This is a genomic window from Kitasatospora sp. NRRL B-11411 (assembly GCF_000721345.1).
Lineage (GTDB): Bacteria > Actinomycetota > Actinomycetes > Streptomycetales > Streptomycetaceae > Kitasatospora > Kitasatospora cineracea.
The window spans coordinates 21,213-36,540 of the sequence record NZ_JOGH01000057.1; the positions used below are offsets into that span (position 1 = coordinate 21,213).

16 protein-coding genes are annotated in these 15,328 nt (G+C 73.1%); 7 read left to right on the forward strand and 9 right to left on the reverse strand.

Features of this window, described 5'->3' with window-relative positions; translation table 11 throughout:
- Nucleotides 1-312: 312 nt before the first annotated feature.
- On the reverse strand, nt 313-972 hold the full coding sequence (locus tag IH44_RS0123825; RefSeq protein WP_081967079.1) for a ScbR family autoregulator-binding transcription factor: 660 nt from the start codon (nt 970-972) through the stop codon (nt 313-315).
- Between the two features lie 267 nt (nt 973-1,239).
- On the opposite strand from IH44_RS0123825, the gene IH44_RS41355 reads away from it, so the two are divergent.
- Nucleotides 1,240-2,274: a ScbA/BarX family gamma-butyrolactone biosynthesis protein gene (locus IH44_RS41355; protein WP_063759673.1), complete on the forward strand. Its 1,035-nt coding sequence runs from the start codon at nt 1,240-1,242 to the stop codon at nt 2,272-2,274.
- On the opposite strand, the gene IH44_RS43035 is transcribed toward IH44_RS41355, so the two are convergent.
- Nucleotides 2,209-2,793 (reverse strand): TetR/AcrR family transcriptional regulator, encoded by a 585-nt coding sequence (locus tag IH44_RS43035; protein WP_051817253.1) that lies wholly within the window; start codon nt 2,791-2,793, stop codon nt 2,209-2,211. The two genes, IH44_RS41355 and IH44_RS43035, sit on opposite strands and share 66 nt — an antisense overlap.
- 70 nt (nt 2,794-2,863) lie before the next feature.
- Between IH44_RS43035 and IH44_RS0123840 the strand changes: the two genes are divergently transcribed.
- Nucleotides 2,864-4,009, forward strand: a complete 1,146-nt coding sequence (locus IH44_RS0123840; protein WP_107066609.1) for an oxidoreductase — start codon at nt 2,864-2,866, stop codon at nt 4,007-4,009.
- A gap of 114 nt (nt 4,010-4,123) precedes the next feature.
- On the opposite strand, the gene IH44_RS0123845 is transcribed toward IH44_RS0123840, so the two are convergent.
- The 6 genes from IH44_RS0123845 to IH44_RS0123875 all read right to left on the reverse strand — a co-directional run bounded on the left by IH44_RS0123845 (nt 4,124) and on the right by IH44_RS0123875 (nt 8,504).
- Nucleotides 4,124-4,555: a MerR family transcriptional regulator gene (locus tag IH44_RS0123845; RefSeq protein WP_051817254.1), complete on the reverse strand. Its 432-nt coding sequence runs from the start codon at nt 4,553-4,555 to the stop codon at nt 4,124-4,126.
- Nucleotides 4,556-4,672: 117 nt separating this feature from the next.
- The gene (locus IH44_RS0123850) at nt 4,673-4,876 is read right to left on the reverse strand and encodes a hypothetical protein (RefSeq protein ID WP_157852445.1); all 204 of its coding nucleotides are present in this window, start codon (nt 4,874-4,876) and stop codon (nt 4,673-4,675) included.
- Nucleotides 4,877-5,068: 192 nt separating this feature from the next.
- On the reverse strand, nt 5,069-6,493 hold the full coding sequence (locus IH44_RS0123860; protein ID WP_081967080.1) for an MFS transporter: 1,425 nt from the start codon (nt 6,491-6,493) through the stop codon (nt 5,069-5,071).
- Between the two features lie 46 nt (nt 6,494-6,539).
- On the reverse strand, nt 6,540-6,785 hold the full coding sequence (locus IH44_RS0123865; RefSeq protein ID WP_030461746.1) for a tautomerase family protein: 246 nt from the start codon (nt 6,783-6,785) through the stop codon (nt 6,540-6,542).
- 64 nt (nt 6,786-6,849) lie between these two features.
- On the reverse strand, nt 6,850-7,653 hold the full coding sequence (locus tag IH44_RS0123870) for an SDR family oxidoreductase (protein ID WP_030461747.1): 804 nt from the start codon (nt 7,651-7,653) through the stop codon (nt 6,850-6,852).
- Between the two features lie 245 nt (nt 7,654-7,898).
- On the reverse strand, nt 7,899-8,504 hold the full coding sequence (locus IH44_RS0123875; RefSeq protein WP_030461748.1) for a TetR/AcrR family transcriptional regulator: 606 nt from the start codon (nt 8,502-8,504) through the stop codon (nt 7,899-7,901).
- A gap of 263 nt (nt 8,505-8,767) precedes the next feature.
- Between IH44_RS0123875 and IH44_RS0123880 the strand changes: the two genes are divergently transcribed.
- From IH44_RS0123880 to IH44_RS0123895, 4 genes are all read left to right on the forward strand, one after another.
- Nucleotides 8,768-9,541: an AfsA-related hotdog domain-containing protein gene (locus tag IH44_RS0123880; protein ID WP_030461749.1), complete on the forward strand. Its 774-nt coding sequence runs from the start codon at nt 8,768-8,770 to the stop codon at nt 9,539-9,541.
- A 61-nt stretch (nt 9,542-9,602) separates the two neighbouring features.
- Entirely contained in the window at nt 9,603-10,226 is a 624-nt protein-coding gene (locus tag IH44_RS0123885) for a hypothetical protein (protein ID WP_030461750.1), read from the forward strand.
- A 131-nt stretch (nt 10,227-10,357) separates the two neighbouring features.
- The gene (locus tag IH44_RS0123890; protein ID WP_030461751.1) at nt 10,358-11,239 is read left to right on the forward strand and encodes a hypothetical protein; all 882 of its coding nucleotides are present in this window, start codon (nt 10,358-10,360) and stop codon (nt 11,237-11,239) included.
- A 124-nt stretch (nt 11,240-11,363) separates the two neighbouring features.
- A complete protein-coding gene (locus tag IH44_RS0123895; RefSeq protein WP_030461752.1) occupies nt 11,364-12,425 on the forward strand; it encodes a 3-oxoacyl-ACP synthase III family protein in 1,062 nt (353 codons plus the stop codon).
- Between the two features lie 164 nt (nt 12,426-12,589).
- On the opposite strand, the gene IH44_RS0123905 is transcribed toward IH44_RS0123895, so the two are convergent.
- Nucleotides 12,590-13,342, reverse strand: a complete 753-nt coding sequence (locus tag IH44_RS0123905) for an HAD family phosphatase (protein ID WP_030461753.1) — start codon at nt 13,340-13,342, stop codon at nt 12,590-12,592.
- Between the two features lie 247 nt (nt 13,343-13,589).
- On the opposite strand from IH44_RS0123905, the gene IH44_RS0123910 reads away from it, so the two are divergent.
- Entirely contained in the window at nt 13,590-15,206 is a 1,617-nt protein-coding gene (locus IH44_RS0123910; protein ID WP_051817256.1) for an acyl-CoA carboxylase subunit beta, read from the forward strand.
- Nucleotides 15,207-15,328: the final 122 nt, after the last annotated feature.

Genomic DNA, 15,328 nt, shown 5'->3' on the forward strand with positions numbered 1-15,328 from the left:
TCCCGCCCCAGGGGATCCGCCCCGCGCACAGCCCCCGAAAACCCCTCCCGCAGGTCGAACACCCGCGGGTGCCGGGGCCCAGCCGACCGCGCGCCTCTTACTTAAGAAGGGGGAACATGTCCTGACCTGCGGAAATGCCCGAGCTAAGGTCTGGTTTTCCAGACCTTAAGGTCTGGAAAACCAGACCTTAGCTCCGTTCGAAGGGCAGCGGATCGCCGCCCTTGCCGTGCTGGAAGCACCCCGGATCACCCCCGACACCCGAGCGGCCGGTCCCCCGCGAACTCGGCACCGCCGAAGCCTGCCGCCGCTCCGTCAGGCCGCGGACTTCCCGCCCGGCAGGACGGTGGTGAGGATCTCCTGGACCCGTTCGGCGATGTCGGACCGGTTGTCCAGGACCCAGGAGATGTGCTGGGCGCCGAAGAAGGCGGAGATGAGCACCCGGGCGATCGCCTCGGGCCTGGCGGTGGCGGGCAGTTCGCCGATCTCCGCGGCCTGGGCGAGCCAGGTGGTGACCAGTTCGGTGTAGCCGACGTAGGGCCGGGGCAGGTCGGTGGCGATCAGGGTGCTCTCGATCTGCAGGCGGGCCCCCGCCTGGACGACGAGGTCGTCGCGGAAGGCGACCGCGGTGCGGGTCATCAGCTCGGTGACCGCGTCGAGCGGGGAGAGTTCGAGCCCGAGGACCTCTTCGCCGAGCCGGGCGATCCGGTGGTAGAACTCCTCGGTCACCGCGAGGGCGAGGGCTTCCTTGTTGGGGTAGTGGAAGTAGACCGCGCCCTTGGTCATCCCGGTGAGTTCGGCGACGTCGAGCATGGTGACGGCCGGGAAGCCCTTGTCCGCGAAGGCCTGGGCGGCGGCGCCGAGGACCTGGGCCCGGGTGCGCAGGGCGCGCTCCTGCTTGAGGCCGCCCCGGCCCCGGCCGCGCTCGGTGGCGGGGTTGACTGCGCGGGCTCGTTCACCGATCGCGGATGCCATGGCGTTCCTCTGTTCTCGTCCGGCCCGTGGGGGGCGCCGGGGGGTGCGTTCCCTTGAAATATACCTTCTCGTAGGTATATTTGTTCTGCGTCGGCCGCGTGCTGCCGACTGCCAGACATACCAGTGGTCTGTCGAGGGGGAATGTACATGCACCAGTCTGCCGCGCTCACCATCCCTGAACCTCACCGGACCGCCGACAGAACGGCGCTGCCGCGGCCCGCCGCTCCCGCGCCGTCTCTCAGCTTCCGGCAGCCGATCCCCCGGGAGATGGTGCACCGGGCCGCCGTGGCCGAGGTGTTCCTCACCGACGCGGTCCGGGTCGCCGAGGACCGCTTCCTGGTCGCCGCCCAGTGGCCCCGCGACCACGCGCTCTACCACCCGGACCGGTCCGGGGTGAGCGACCCGATGCTGTTCGCCGAGACGATCCGCCAGACGCTGGTCTACCTGGCGCACGAGTTCCACGGCGTTCCGCTGTCGCACCGCTTCATCGGCGGCGACATGGACTTCGAGATCACCGACCCGGAGGCCCTGCGGGTCGGCGCCGCGCCGGTGCCCGTCGTGCTGGAGACCCGCTGGGCCTCCGAGGGCACCCGGACGCCCAAGCGGTACGGCATGCGGATCGAGGCGGTGCTGACCGTCGACGGGCGGCCGTGCGGCCGCGGCAGCCTGCGGGTGGTCGCCGTGGACGAACGCCGCTACGGCCTGCTGCGCGGGCGCAGCGACGCGATGGGCGCCGCCCTGAGCCGCGCGCTGCTGCCCCCGGACGGGTACGGGGCGCACCGGATGCCGCCCGCCGCGGTGGGCCGGCTGCGCGCCAAGGACAGCGTGCTCGCCCGCGGCGCGGGCGCGGGGGAGTGGGGGCTGGAGCTCGACCTGGACCATGCCATCCTCTTCGACCACCCCAGCGACCACGCGCCGCTGATGGCCCTGCTCGAGGGCTTCCGCCAGCTGGGCCACCACCTGGCGCTGGATGCTTCCGACCGGGGCCGCGCGGCGTGGGAGGCGGTCGCGGACCTCGCCGCCGGGGCGGACGCCGCCGCGCCGCCGCGGCTGCTCTCGCTCACCACCGCCTGCCTCGCGTTCGGCGAACTCGACCGCCCGATCCGGCTGGTGGTCCGGGAGGACCGCCCGGACCCGGCCCGGTCCGGGGTCCGCCGGTTCGGGATCGACGCGGTCCAGGGCGACTGCACCCTGGCCACGTCCACCACCCACTGGTCGCTGCCCGCGGCGCCGGGCCTATCCGTCCACCGGGAGTTGCGGGGCGGGCGCCAGCAGGTCCCACATGTCCTGAACGCGTGCTGACATCCCGGCCCGCTCGGGGGCGGGCGCGGTGTAGTAGGCGCCGACCAGCACGACGATGAGCAGGTCGGCCAGCACCCGGGTGCGCTCGTCCGGTTCCTCCGAGGCGCTCAGCAGCTCCAGCGCGTGCCGGCGCAGCGCGGTGAGGAACTCGGGCGTGTCCTCGCCGCGCTGCGCCCCGTCGAAGGCCAGCCGCAGCGCCGCGCTGATCCGCACGTCCGACTCGATCGCGTCCGCCACCGAGCCGCTGAGCACGCGCAGTTCCCGGACGCCGCCGGCCGGGGTCGAACGGGCGGCCAGCTTCTCCACGACCCCGTCCAGCAGGGCCACCAGCGACGAGGCGATCTCCTCCTTGGACCGGAAGTGGCCGTACAGCGCGCCCTTGGTGAGGTTCATCCGGTCGGCCATCCGCAGCAGGCTGGCGTCCGCGAAGCCGTAGCGGGCGAATTCGACGGCGGCCGACTCCAGCGCCAGCTGGTAGGTCCGCTGCGATCGCGCCTGCTTCTTGTTCGTCCCGTTCATCCCGGATTCTCCTGGTTCGACGTCGTTGTGGAAGCCTCCACTAAAGATACCTTCGTGAAGGAATTATAGAATGCCCCGTGCACTGCTCGACGACACCGCCGCGCTCGACGACACCGCCGCGCTCGGCGATGCCGCCGCGCTCGCCGCGACGATCGCCGCCCGGGACGCCGACCGCGCCGACCAGGAGCGCCGCCTGGCCGGGCACACCTTCGACGCCCTGGTCGCCGCCGGGTTCGCCCGGCACTTCGTGCCCCGGCGCTGGGGCGGCGCCGAAGGGGGCTTCGCCGACCTGGTCCGCCGGGCCGCCGCCCTGGCCGAGGACGGCTGCCCCTCCGCGGCCTGGTGCGCGGCCCTGCTGGCCGCCCACGGCCGGTTCGCGGCCTTCCTCCCCGCCCGGGCGCAGCAGGAGCTGTGGGGCGCGACGCCCGACGTCCGGATCGCCGCGGCGATCTCGCCCCCGGCCGGCACCGCCGAACCGCTCCCGGCCGGGGGCTGGCGGCTGAGCGGGCAGTGGCGCTACGCCAGCGGCGTGGACTTCGCCGACTGGGTCCTGCTGGCCGCCTGGGAACCGTCCGGCTCGGGCCCGCGGGCCCGGGTCCTCGCGCTCCCGGCCGGCGACTTCGCCACCCGGCAGACCTGGGACGCCGACGGGCTGCGCGGCACCGGGAGCAACAGCGTCCTGGCCGACTCCGTCCTGGTCCCACCGCACCGCTCCTTCCTGCTCGCGGACATGCTGGCCGGACGGCCCGACGCCGCCGCCCGCTGCCACGCGGTTCCCGCCCAGCTGGCCGGCGGCCTGCTGTTCGCCGCCCCCGCGCTCGGCGCGGCCCGCCGCGCCCTGCGGCTGTGGTCGCGGTGGGCCGGGGCCGCACCGCACCGCGAGGCCGGCGCCGTGCACATGGCCCTGGCCCGCTCCTCGGCCGAGGCCGACGCGGCCCGCCTGCTGCTGGCCGACGCCGCCCGCCGGGCCGACACCGACCCGGTCACCGAGCACCTGGTCGCCCGCAACCGGCGCGACGCCGTCGCCACGGTCGACCTGCTGGTCACCGCGGTGGGACGGCTGGTGCGCACCGGCGGCCCGGACACCGGCCCGGAGGCCGGCGAACTGCAGCGGCTGTGGCGCGACGTCCGGACGGTGGCCTCGCACGGCGCGCTGCGCCCGCAGCCGGCCGCCGACGCCTACGCGGCCGCGGTGCTGGGCCCCGAGGCCGGCTAGCGGGCCGGACAGGACGCCCGGGGGCCGTCCCCCGGTGCGGTCGGACCCGGGCGCACCCGGGGGGCCGACCGCACCGGAGGGCGGCCCTTCGGCGCGCCGCCCTCCGGTGCCGGGTCAGGCCGACCCGGGCGAGCCGCCGGTCAGCGCGGTCCTCTTCTTGTCGTAGAAGTCGATCTGCCAGTCCAGGTAGTGGACGGTGGCGGTGAGCTCCTCCACGTGGGCGGCCACCCGGCGGCGGTGGGCGGCCAGCAGGTCCCGGCGTTCGGCGACCGTGTGCTCCCCCTCCTGGGCCAGTTCGACGTAGCGGCCCATCTCCTCCACCGGCATGCCGGTGGAGCGCAGCCGGTTGAGGAACTCCAGCCAGCGGAGGTTGGAGGCGGAGTAGATGCGCTGCCCGCCCGGTTCGCGCGAGACGGAGTCGATCAGGCCCAGCTCCTCGTACCAGAGCAGGTCGTCGGTCGACAGTCCGCTGATGCGCTCGACCTCGGTGACGGAGAAGGTCTCGGCGCGGGGCGGGGAGGCGGAGGCGGATACGGACGCAGACAAGGTGGTGGCCCTTCGAAGCGGACGGCATGGGCGTGGTCGGTGCGGGGGCGGCCGCGGCGTCCGCCGTGGGGAGCGGACTGCCGCGCCTGCCGCGGGCGTCCCGCCGTGGGGGCGGGGCTACCGGGTGTGCGGCGGTGCAGGGAGCTTCGGACCGGGCTGCTCGCCCCGGTCGGCGGGCCGGCCCCCCGAGTGGGGCGGGGGTGCCTCGTCCGGGCCGGTCTCCCGGGCCGGACGAGGCCGGCTCCGGGCGAGTTCGGCGCGCCGGTTGTAGGCGCGGACCTTCTCCCGCAGGGCGAGCGCGGTCATCTGCTGATCCTCCATCGCTTCACGAAGCAATAATACCTTCACGAAGGTATTATTGTGCTGTGACCGGCGTCACATCGAAGGGGGTCGGGGAAGCCCCAGGGGGGCCGGGGACAGCCCCCGGCGCCCCGCATCGCGGATGCGGGGCGCCGGGCGGGGAAGAGGCCCTCGAGCGGCCCTCGGCCGGCCCCTGGGGGCCGGGAGGGAGCCTCAGCCGCCGTTCTTGTGGGCGAGCTTCGGCAGCAGCAGCAGGGTCGCGGTGGCCGTCGCCGCGAGCATCGCGCCGGAGGCGATCAGGCTGACCGTCAGACCGTGCTGGAAGGAGGCCCGCTCGGCGATCAGCGCGCCGAAGACCGCGATCGCCAGGCAGCCGCCGACCTGCCGGCAGGTGTTCAGGACGGCGGCGGCCGTGCCCGCCCACTCCGCGGCGACGCTCTCCAGCAGGACGGCGGTCAGCGAGGGCACCGCCAGGCCGCCGCCGATGCCCACCGGGACCAGCAGCAGGACCGGGACGAGCATCGGGGTGTGCGGGCCGACGGCCAGCAGCACCAGCGCGCCGGCCCCCATGATCAGCTGGCCGAGCACCATCGGCACCCGGGGCCCGGTGCGGGCCGAGAGCTTCACGCTGGCCATGTTCACCACGGCGATCAGGCCGCACATCGGCACGAACATCGCCCCGGCGCCGACCGCGGACGCGCCCCGCACCTGCTGGAAGTACAGGCCGAACAGGAAGATCACGCCGTAGAACACCGCGTTGAGCGCGAACCCGGCCGCGATGCACACCACCACCGTCCGGGAGCGGAAGAGCCCCAGCGGGACCATCGGCTGCGACCGGCGGGCCTGGACGACCAGGAACAGTGCCAGGGCCGCGGCGGCCAGGAGCAGGGTGCCCACGATCTCGGTCGAGCCGAACCCGCGGCGGCCGCCCTCGATCACGGCGTAGGTCAGGCTCGCCAGGCCGACCACCACGGACAGCTGCCCGAACAGGTCGAGCGGCGCGGCCCGGCGCGGGGAGCGCGGGATGCGGGCGAGCAGGGCCAGGCCGACCGCGCCCACCGGGAGGTTGAGGAAGAAGATCGACTGCCAGTTCAGCGCCGTGGTCAGCGCGCCGCCCACCACCGGGCCGATCGCCACCGCGACCGCGCCCGCCGCCGTCCAGATGGCCACCGCCCGGGCCCGCTTGCCCGGGTCGGTGTACGTCTGGCGGATCAGTGCCAGCGAGGTCGGGACCATGATGGCCGCCGCCGCGCCCTGCACCATCCGGGCGCCGATCAGGGCGCCGAGGCCGGGGGCGAGCCCGCAGGCCGCCGAGGCCAGGGTGAAGGCGCCGAGCCCGACCGCGTAGGCCCGGTTGGCGCCGATCCGGTCCGACAGGGCGCCGGCCGACAGCATCAGGGCCGCGAACATCAGGGTGTAGCCGTCCACCACCCACTGCAGGGAGGTCATGCCGCCGCGCAGGCTGTGCGCGATGGCCGGCAGGGCGACGTTGACGACCGAGCCGTCCAGCGAGATGACGAAGAAGCTCAGCAGGGCGGCCGCCAGCACGATGTTCGGTGAGGTGCGGCGTTCGTTCTCCGGCGGGGCGGATTCGGCGCGGGCGGAGGCCGGCGCATTCCGCGAGATGGTCAGGGCCATCGGAACACTCCTTGGGGCGGGGCGGAAGAAGGGGGGAGGCGCGGTGCTACGCGCGGGCGCCGGCCGGGGCGGCCGGACCGGTGCGGCGGCGGCTGAGCTCGGCGAACTGCGGGTCGGTGCCCAGCACCCCGCCCTCGCCCCAGCGGTTCTGCGCGATCTCCTGGATGTAGACGGTGATCTTGTCGAACGGGGCGCCGGTGACCCGGTTGACCGTGGCGGTCAGTTCCTCGATCAGCTCGCGGCACTTCTCGTCGGTCTGGTTCGGCCAGGTGGTCACGGTCAGGATCGGCATGGCGGGGCTCCTTCGGGCGGGTGCGGACGGGTTGTCGGGCGGGGACGGGGGCGGGTCACGCGGGTCACAGGGCGCGGCAGGCGCCGCCGTCGACGGTGACCGCGGTGCCGGTGATGCGGGAGGCCGCGGGGGAGAGCAGGAAGGCCACCAGCTGGGCGACGTCCCCGGGGCGGGTCAGCGCGCCGAGCGGGGTCTGGGCGACCACCTGGCCGGTGACCTGCTCGGGGGTGGTGCCCAGCCGGGTGGCCAGGTCCTCGGCGGTCTGGGCCCACAGCTCGGTGTCGACCGCGCCCGGGTCCACCACGTTGACCCGGATGCCGCGGCGGCCCAGGTCGGCGGAGACGGCCTTGGCGAAGGCGGCGAGGCCGGCGTTGACGGTGCTGTTGACCGGGAAGAGCGGGTCGGGGGTGCTGCGGAAGGCGCCGCCGACCAGGACGATCCGGCCGTGGCCCCGGGCCGCCATGGGGGAGGCGACCGCCCGGGTGAGGCGGACGGCGCCCATCAGCTTGCTGTTGAAGGTGGTCTGCCACAGCTCGTCGGTGGCCTCGGCCAGCGGGGCGACCGGGCCGTCGCCGGCGGCGTGCACCAGGGCGTCGATCCGGCCCAGCTCGGCGGCGAGCTCGCCCACCGCCCGGTCGACCGAGTCGGCGCGGTTGATGTCCACCACCCGCGTGACCAGCCGGTAGGGGCCGGGGATCCGCGCGGTGACGGCCTTGCGGGCGAGCTCCAGGCGCTCCGCGTCCCGGCCGAGCAGGACCACGGTGGCCCCGGTCCGGGCGAGCTCCTGGACCACGGCGCCGCCGATGCCGCCGGTCGCACCGCTGACCAGGACGACCGGGGAGTTCTCTGCGGGGCGGTCAGACGTCATCGCTGCATCCTTGGGGAGAGTTTCGGACAGGCCGCAACTCGCCCTGTGACAAAGGGGGTTCGTCCCGATCGGGACGTGAGCGGCTCGATGACGACGACGCTATCCGAGATCCGCACCGGGTGCAACCATCTAGTTGGTTTTCACCGGCTGGGGCCGCCCCGCACGAAGAAGCCGCCCGGCGCGCGCATCGGGGATGCGCGTGCGCCGGGCGGCTTCGGGTGCGGCGTAGGCGGGTTGACGGTCCGTCAGGCCATCCCGCGCAGGGCGAGGTCGATGACGGTGTGGCCGCTGGCGGTGACGTTGGCGCGCAGCAGCGCCCAGCTCGCCTCCGAGTCGTGGTCCGGGCCGAGCATCAGCCGGCGCTGCTGCGGCACGATGAACACCCAGGACGCCAGGCCGATCAGGGCGATCAGCACCCGGGCGGCGGCCGTCGGGTCGTCGATGCCCAGTGCGACCGAGAGGGCGGCGGTCTTGTAGGTGTAGTACTCCTCGCGCTCCTTCTCGTTCGGGATGGGCTTGTCGCGGTAGAGCAGGCCCTCCCAGGCGAGCAGCCGGACCAGGTCGCCGGAGCGGCGGTGGTAGTCGAACACCTCGCCGACGTAGTTGCGCAGCCCCTCCTCGGTGGTGGGGATCGGGACCTCCTTCCCCATGTGCTCGTACACCCGCCCAAGGACGGCGCCGAACAGCGCCTCCTTGTTGCCGAAGTGGGCGTAGATCCGCTGCTTGTTGACCCCGGACCGCTCGGCGATCCGGTCCACCCGGGCCCCGGCGAGGCCGAACTCGGAGAACTCCTCCTGGGCGGCCTCCAGCAGCCGGTCGCGGGTGTCTTGGACTTTGGCGCTCACTGTCATGGGGGAAGGCTAGCCGATAGGAAAACCAACTGGATGGTTCAAGAAAAACCAACTAGATGGTTGCGCCGGGCGGGGGATCCGTCCTAACGTTCTTCCAGCAGGACGGCGCAGCCCGGACGGAACGCACCAACTCCGCGCTCCCCACTGCCGGTTGACCCCCTTCCCGCCCCACGTACCGGCGGGATCGGCACCGCGCCGGCCCGGCCCGCCACCCCGTACCGATCCCCTGCCCAGCCCGAGCCCGCCATTCCAAAGGAGAGACCATGTCGGCCCAGCCCCGCACCGTCCTGCTCGTCGGCGACCGCTTCGCCGGATTCGCCGTCCACGAGGGGGTGTTCACCGTCTCCCAGTTCCGCGAGCAGCTCCCCCTGCTCGGCGCGGTCCGGGCCGGCGGCGAGCACACGCTGGTCCGGGCCGGCCAGGGCGTCACCGCCCCCGAGTGGGCGGCGCTGCGGGACACGGCGGCCCGCCACGGCCTGCAGGAGTCGCTGGAGTTCCACTTCCCGCACCCGGCGCTGTCCCCCCGGCAGGAGGTGCACAAGCACCAGAGCCAGAACACCCTGATAGCCGACCTGCGCCAGGAGCAGGCGGGCCGGTTCGTCGCCGACCTGCGGCTGCACGCCGACAACGAGCTGCTGCTGGACCACCAGACCGGCCAGCACGTCCAGGGCATGGTCGCCGTCGAGGCCGCCCGCCAGATGTTCCTGGCGGTCAGCGAGCGGTACTACGCCAACCGCTACCCGGACCGCTCCTACTACTACGTCATCGACTCGATGAACACGGCCTTCGAGAACTTCCTCTTCCCGCTCGACGCCACCGTCGAGTTCCTCACCCTCCGGGCCGAGACCGACGACCCCGAGCGGCTCTCCTTCGCCGCCGACATCAGCATCCACCAGGCCGGCCGCCGCGCCGCGCTGACCACCGTCACCTACACCGCCTTCGAACCCGCCCTGATCGAGTCCAAGGAGACCAAGCGCGCCCGCTTCGCCGTGGACCACACGGTGTCCGCCCCCGCCCGCGTGCTCGTCGCCGCCTAGGCACCGCCCCGCACCACCCCCTTCCGGCACCACCCCCACCGAAACCCCTGAGGAGACCACCATGTCCAGCGCCCTGATCACCGTCACCGAGCTCTCCGTCAAGCCCGACCAGGTCGACGCCGCCGTCACCGCCTGGCTCGCCCACCACGCCGCCTCCGGCATCGAGGGCCGCATCCTCTACCGCGGCCTGGAGGACTCCACCCTGCTCGAACTGGCCCCGCTCGCCGACTACGACCGGATCGAGGAGCTGCGCAAGGACTGGCGCGTGCTGTGGGACGCGGTCGGCCCGATGGCCGAGAGCGACTTCAGCCGCCAGCTGCTGCACTTCGTCGAGGCCCCCAAGCCCAGCGCCGACCCGCTCCCGAACACCCCCTACGTCCAGATGCGCCACGTCGAGGTCCCGCCGACCGCCTACCGCGCCTACCGGGCCTGGCGCGAGGAGACCATCTTCGACGTCGTGCGCAACGCCCCCGAGGTCGACTACTTCGAGGCCTACCACTCGGTGCTGAGCAGCGAGCCCGGCGTCATGTTCGTCTCCGGCTTCTCCTGCGCCCCGGAGGACTACACCGCGGTCTTCACCTCCCCGCGCTACCAGGAGATCGTCCGCCAGGCCGGCGACTCCTACATCACTGGCGGCGACCGCGGCCTCTACACCCGCCTGTACGCCCGCGTCACCCCCGCCTGAGCACCGCCCCTCCCGCACCCCCTCCCACGGGACGCGGACGAGGCCGGCCCTCTCCCTCCCCCCAACCCCGCACCGTCCGCGTCCCGTGGCCGCCAAGACCCGGTGAAGGACCCTTCCGAAGGACCACCGCCATGACCATCACGACCGCCGAGCCGATCCGCACGGCAGAGACCACCAACCGCACCTACGACCTCAGCGTCACCACCCAGGGCCCGCTCTACCCGCCCAGCGAGATCATGGACGAGAACGGCGACTTCGTCGTCATCGGCCGGATCAACCGGCCCGCCCCGGACGGCGGCACCGTCTCCGCCTGGGGGAGCGCCGTGGTCTCCGCCGACAGCCCGCTGCCGGAGTTCGGCCGGCACCTGCCCTACACGATCGTCCGCGAGCTGCCCGACGCGCTCCCCCCGCAGGAGGCGGCGATGCCGCTGTACACCCTGCCGCTGCCGCTGCCCTGCAACAACTACAACATGCTGTTCGCCCCCGAGCAGCGCCCCGACGCCCACTCCGTCGAGCGCCCGAGCTACCCCCTGCACCAGGCCCCCATCCCCGACGCCCGGTTCGAGGACGGCCTGCGGGTGCGCGAGCCGATCCGGCTCGCCCAGTGGGTCAAGGCCCGCGGGCAGCTGGAGGTGGACCTCTCCGCGGACCGGCGCAGCGCGACCTTCTCGTTCGGCTTCACCGGCCTGATCCCCGACAGCCTCTACACCGTGATGTCGCTGCGCGAGCACGACCTGGACCCGGACGGTCCCACCCGCCCCGGCCCGCTGGGCGTCCCCAACGCCTTCATGACCGACCAGCACGGCATGGCGCACTACCGGGCCACCCTGCCCAACCCCTTCCCGGCGGCCGGCACGCCCGGCGCCAACCGCGTCATCAACGTGATCGTCCTGTGGATGAGCTATCAGCAGAACTACGGCGGTGCGATCGGGCACTTCGGCCTCGGCGGGGACATCCACGCCCAACTCAAGCTCCAGGGGCCCAGCTTCGCGGAGTTCACCACGGTCGACTGACCCCGCAGCCCGCCACCCGCCCCCGCACGAAAACGGTCGACACCGCCTGCCGAGAACCCCCCGACCCCCTGGCACCCCATCAGCCACGCCGGCCCCCGGCCGGCCCACACCAACGGAGCACCGCATGTCCGGCCAGCAAGCCATCGGCATCATCAGCACCGGTTCCTACCTCCCCGCCGAGGTCATCGGCAACGAGGAGATCGCCCGGGGCGCCGGAGTGACCGCCGAGTGGATCGAACGCAAGACCGGGATCCGGCAGCGCCGACGAGCCGCCCCGCACGAGGCCACCTCCGACCTGGCGGCGGCCGCCGCGCGCAGCGCCCTCGCCGAGGCGGGCCTGGACCCCGAGCAGATCTCGCTCGTCGTGGTCGCCACCTCGACCCCCGACCACCCGCAGCCGGCCACGGCCAGCATCGTCCAGTCCCTGATCGGCGCCACCAACGCCGCCGCCTTCGACGTCAACGCGGTCTGCAGCGGCTTCGTCTTCGCGCTGACCGCGGCCGAGCGGATGCTGCGCGGCGAGCCGGAGGGCTCCTACGCCCTGGTGATCGGCGCCGACGTCTACTCGCGGATCCTGGACTACTCCGACCGCAAGACCGCGATCCTCTTCGGCGACGGCGCCGGCGCGGCCGTGCTCGGCCGGGTGCCGGCCGGCCAGGGCACGCTGTCGACCAGCCTGCTGACCCGGGGCGACCAGCACGCACTGATCAGCGTCCCGGCGGGCGGCAGCCGGCGCCCGGCGTCGGCGAGCACCCTGGCCGACGGCGGCCACTTCTTCCACATGGACGGGCGCGGGGTGCGCGGCTTCGTGCAGGACAACCTGCCCGCGGCGATCAAGGGGCTGCTGGCCAAGGCCGGGACGGCCGGCCGCACGGTGGACCACTTCGTCCCGCACCAGGCCAACAGCGTCATGCTGGCCGAGGTCTGGCCCGAGCTCGGCCTGGAGTCGGCCACCTGCCACCTGGCCATGGAGCGGCTGGGCAACACCGGGGCGGCGTCGATACCCGTCACCCTCGACCTGATCCACCGCCAGGGCGCGCTGGCCGAGGACGAACTGGTCCTGCTGTCGGGGTTCGGCGGCGGCATGTCGGTGGGCTCGGTGCTCGTGCGCTGGGCCGCCACCCCCTTCGCCCGCCGGTCGCAGTCGGTGCGCGAGTCGGTGCCGGAACTGGTACTGGCGGGCTGAGGACATGGTCACCGACACCGCCAGGACCGCCGCCCCCGCCCCCCGACCGAACGGAGAGGATCACGACGACGAACCGAACATCATCCGCAGCGTCAACTGACCGTGCAGCGGGGCCGGAACGGAGATCCGTTCCGGCCCCGCTGCACGGTCAGCCGGTGCCGCGGTCACAGGCACTCGTGGTCACAGGCCTCCGCACCCATGGACCAGCAGGCCACCGCGCAGCCCGGGACGGTCGCGGGCCGCCGGTCCAGCTCCCTGATCAGCTCCGGGTCGCCGCCCACCACTCGCGGATGGCCGACGCACTCCAGCATCGGCAGGTCGGAGAGGTGGTCGCCGAACGCGAAGCAGTCCGCGGCCTCGATCCCGCGGTGCGCGGCGATCAGGTCCAGCACCGCCGCCCGCTTCGCGGCCCCGATCATCGGCCGCCGGACCTCCCCGGTGTACCGGCCGGCCTCCACCAGCGCCTCGGTGCCCAGGGTGTACGCCGCGCCGACCCGGCGGGCGATCGGAGCCAGGCAAGGGGCGAACGACCCGGAGACCAGCGCCAGTTCGGCCCCGGCGGCCCGGTGCCGGAGCAGCGCCGAGACCGTGGAGGGGATGAAGAAGTCCGGTTCGGCGGACCGCTCGGCGAACCACTGCTCCCCGAGCGCGGACATCTCGGCGACGTCCTCGCCGGCGTACAGCCGGTAGTACGCCCGGTTGACGTCCTCCCGCGGACTGCCCGCGGCGGCCTGGGCCCGCAGGCGCTCCAGGACCAGCCGGTAGCGGGCCTCGCCCTCGTCCCCGTAGCGCCTGGTCAGCTGGAACTGGAGGAAGTCGAACATGCTCTTGCGGGTGATGAGGGTCTCGTCCACGTCGGTGAAGACCAGGTAGGCGGGCCGCTGCAGGGTGCGATCCGGATAGGCCACCAGGCTCATGGTTCTCGTCCTCTCGTGTGGGTAAATATTCCTTCGTGAAGGAATATTTACGGGTCATCATGGCGCACCCGGCCCGTCGCAGTCCAGACCGCCCGGGAGGGCCCCGCCGCCCGGGCGCGGAGGGTCGCCGCCGGGCGTGGAAAAAAATAATACCTTCACGCAGGTATGTAAATCTGGCAGGATGGCTGCCGCCGGGCCACCCCACACCGAGCCCGGAGGCGACTGCTGTCCAGGAGAGGGAAGCCAGATGACCGTGCTTCAGGAGAGGCCCGTCTGCACCGTTGCGATCGACCCCGGCACCCCGCCGGCCGCGAACGACGTCCAGACCCGGCTCGCCCGACTGGCAGCGCTGCGCCGACAGGCCCACGACGGCCCCACCCCCGCCGCCACCGAAGCCCAACGCGCCAAGGGCAAACTCACCGCCCGCGAACGCATCGCCCTGCTCCTGGACGAAGACTCCTTCACCGAAGTGGAAGCCCTGCGCCGCCACCGCGCCCAGGGCTTCGGCCTCGAATCCAAGAAGCCCTACACCGACGGCGTCATCACCGGCTGGGGCACCGTCCACGGCCGCACCGTCTTCGTCTACGCCCACGACTTCCGGATCTTCGGCGGCGCCCTCGGCGAAGCCCACGCCCAGAAGATCCACAAGATCATGGACATGGCCCTCGCCGCCGGATCCCCCCTCGTCTCCCTCAACGACGGCGCCGGCGCCCGCATTCAGGAAGGCGTCACCGCCCTGGCCGGTTACGGCGGCATCTTCCAGCGCAACACCAAGGCCTCCGGCGTCATCCCGCAGATCTCCGTCATGCTCGGCCCCTGCGCCGGCGGCGCCGCCTACTCCCCGGCCCTCACCGACTTCGTCTTCATGGTCCGCGACATCGCCCAGATGTTCATCACCGGCCCCGACGTCGTCCAGGCCGTCACCGGCGAGAAGATCACCCAGAACGGCCTCGGCGGCGCCGACGTCCACTCCGCCGTCTCCGGCGTCTCCCACTTCGCCTACGACGACGAGCAGACCTGCCTCGAGGACGTCCGCTACCTGCTCTCCTTCCTGCCCGCCAACAACCGCGAACTGCCGCCCCCCACCCCCGGCGACGACCCCGCGGACCGCCGCAACGACCCGCTGCGCCACCTGGTGCCCGCCGACGGCAACCACCCCTACGACATGCGCGAGGTGATCGAGGAGATCGTCGACGACGGCGAGTACTTCGAGGTCCAACCGGGCTGGGCCGGCAACCTCCTCTGCCTCCTCGCCCGCCTCGACGGCCACGTCGTCGGCATCGTCGCCAACCAGCCGCAGTACCTCGCCGGCGTCCTGGACATCAACGCCAGCGAGAAGGGCGCCCGCTTCGTCCAGATGTGCGACGCCTTCAACATCCCGCTCGTCACCCTGGTCGACGTCCCCGGCTTCCTCCCCGGCGTCGACCAGGAACACGAGGGCATCATCCGCCACGGCGCCAAACTGCTCTACGCCTACTGCAACGCCACCGTCCCCCGCATCCAGCTGATCCTCCGCAAGGCCTACGGCGGCGCCTACATCGTGATGGACTCCCGCTCCATCGGCGCCGACCTCTCCTACGCCTGGCCGACCAACGAGATCGCCGTGATGGGCGCCGAGGGCGCCGCCAACGTCATCTTCCGCCGCGACATCAACGCCGCCGAGAACCCCGACGCCGTGCGCGCCCAGAAGATCAAGGAGTACAAGAACGAACTCATGCACCCCTACTACGCCGCCGAACGCGGCCTCGTCGACGACGTCATCGACCCCGCCGAGACCCGCCCCGTCCTGATCCGCGCCCTCGCCATGCTCCGCGACAAGCACGCCGACCTCCCCACCCGCAAGCACGGGAACCAGCCGGCATGACCACCCCCGGCACCCCCGCCCTGCACATCCTCCACGGCTCCCCGACCCCCGACGAACTCGCCGTCCTCACCGCCGTCCTCCTCACCACCCTGACCCCCCGCCCGACCCCGCTACCCCCCACC

Bases quoted from the DNA above. Each gene is read 5' to 3' on its own strand.
- IH44_RS0123865 (WP_030461746.1), bottom strand. From the start codon at position 6,785: ATGCCGATCCTGACCGTGACCACCTGGCCGAACCAGACCGACGAGAAG.
- IH44_RS0123875 (WP_030461748.1), bottom strand. From the start codon at position 8,504: ATGACAGTGAGCGCCAAAGTCCAAGACACCCGCGACCGGCTGCTGGAG.
- IH44_RS0123885 (WP_030461750.1), top strand. From the start codon at position 9,603: ATGTCCAGCGCCCTGATCACCGTCACCGAGCTCTCCGTCAAGCCCGAC.
- IH44_RS0123910 (WP_051817256.1), top strand. From the start codon at position 13,590: ATGACCGTGCTTCAGGAGAGGCCCGTCTGCACCGTTGCGATCGACCCC.
- IH44_RS0123890 (WP_030461751.1), top strand. From the start codon at position 10,358: ATGACCATCACGACCGCCGAGCCGATCCGCACGGCAGAGACCACCAAC.
- IH44_RS0123905 (WP_030461753.1), bottom strand. From the start codon at position 13,342: ATGAGCCTGGTGGCCTATCCGGATCGCACCCTGCAGCGGCCCGCCTAC.
- IH44_RS0123870 (WP_030461747.1), bottom strand. From the start codon at position 7,653: ATGACGTCTGACCGCCCCGCAGAGAACTCCCCGGTCGTCCTGGTCAGC.
- IH44_RS0123825 (WP_081967079.1), bottom strand. From the start codon at position 972: ATGGCATCCGCGATCGGTGAACGAGCCCGCGCAGTCAACCCCGCCACC.
- IH44_RS0123860 (WP_081967080.1), bottom strand. From the start codon at position 6,493: ATGGCCCTGACCATCTCGCGGAATGCGCCGGCCTCCGCCCGCGCCGAA.
- IH44_RS0123895 (WP_030461752.1), top strand. From the start codon at position 11,364: ATGTCCGGCCAGCAAGCCATCGGCATCATCAGCACCGGTTCCTACCTC.
- IH44_RS0123840 (WP_107066609.1), top strand. From the start codon at position 2,864: ATGCCCCGTGCACTGCTCGACGACACCGCCGCGCTCGACGACACCGCC.
- IH44_RS43035 (WP_051817253.1), bottom strand. From the start codon at position 2,793: ATGAACGGGACGAACAAGAAGCAGGCGCGATCGCAGCGGACCTACCAG.
- IH44_RS41355 (WP_063759673.1), top strand. From the start codon at position 1,240: ATGGTGCACCGGGCCGCCGTGGCCGAGGTGTTCCTCACCGACGCGGTC.
- IH44_RS0123850 (WP_157852445.1), bottom strand. From the start codon at position 4,876: ATGGAGGATCAGCAGATGACCGCGCTCGCCCTGCGGGAGAAGGTCCGC.
- IH44_RS0123880 (WP_030461749.1), top strand. From the start codon at position 8,768: ATGTCGGCCCAGCCCCGCACCGTCCTGCTCGTCGGCGACCGCTTCGCC.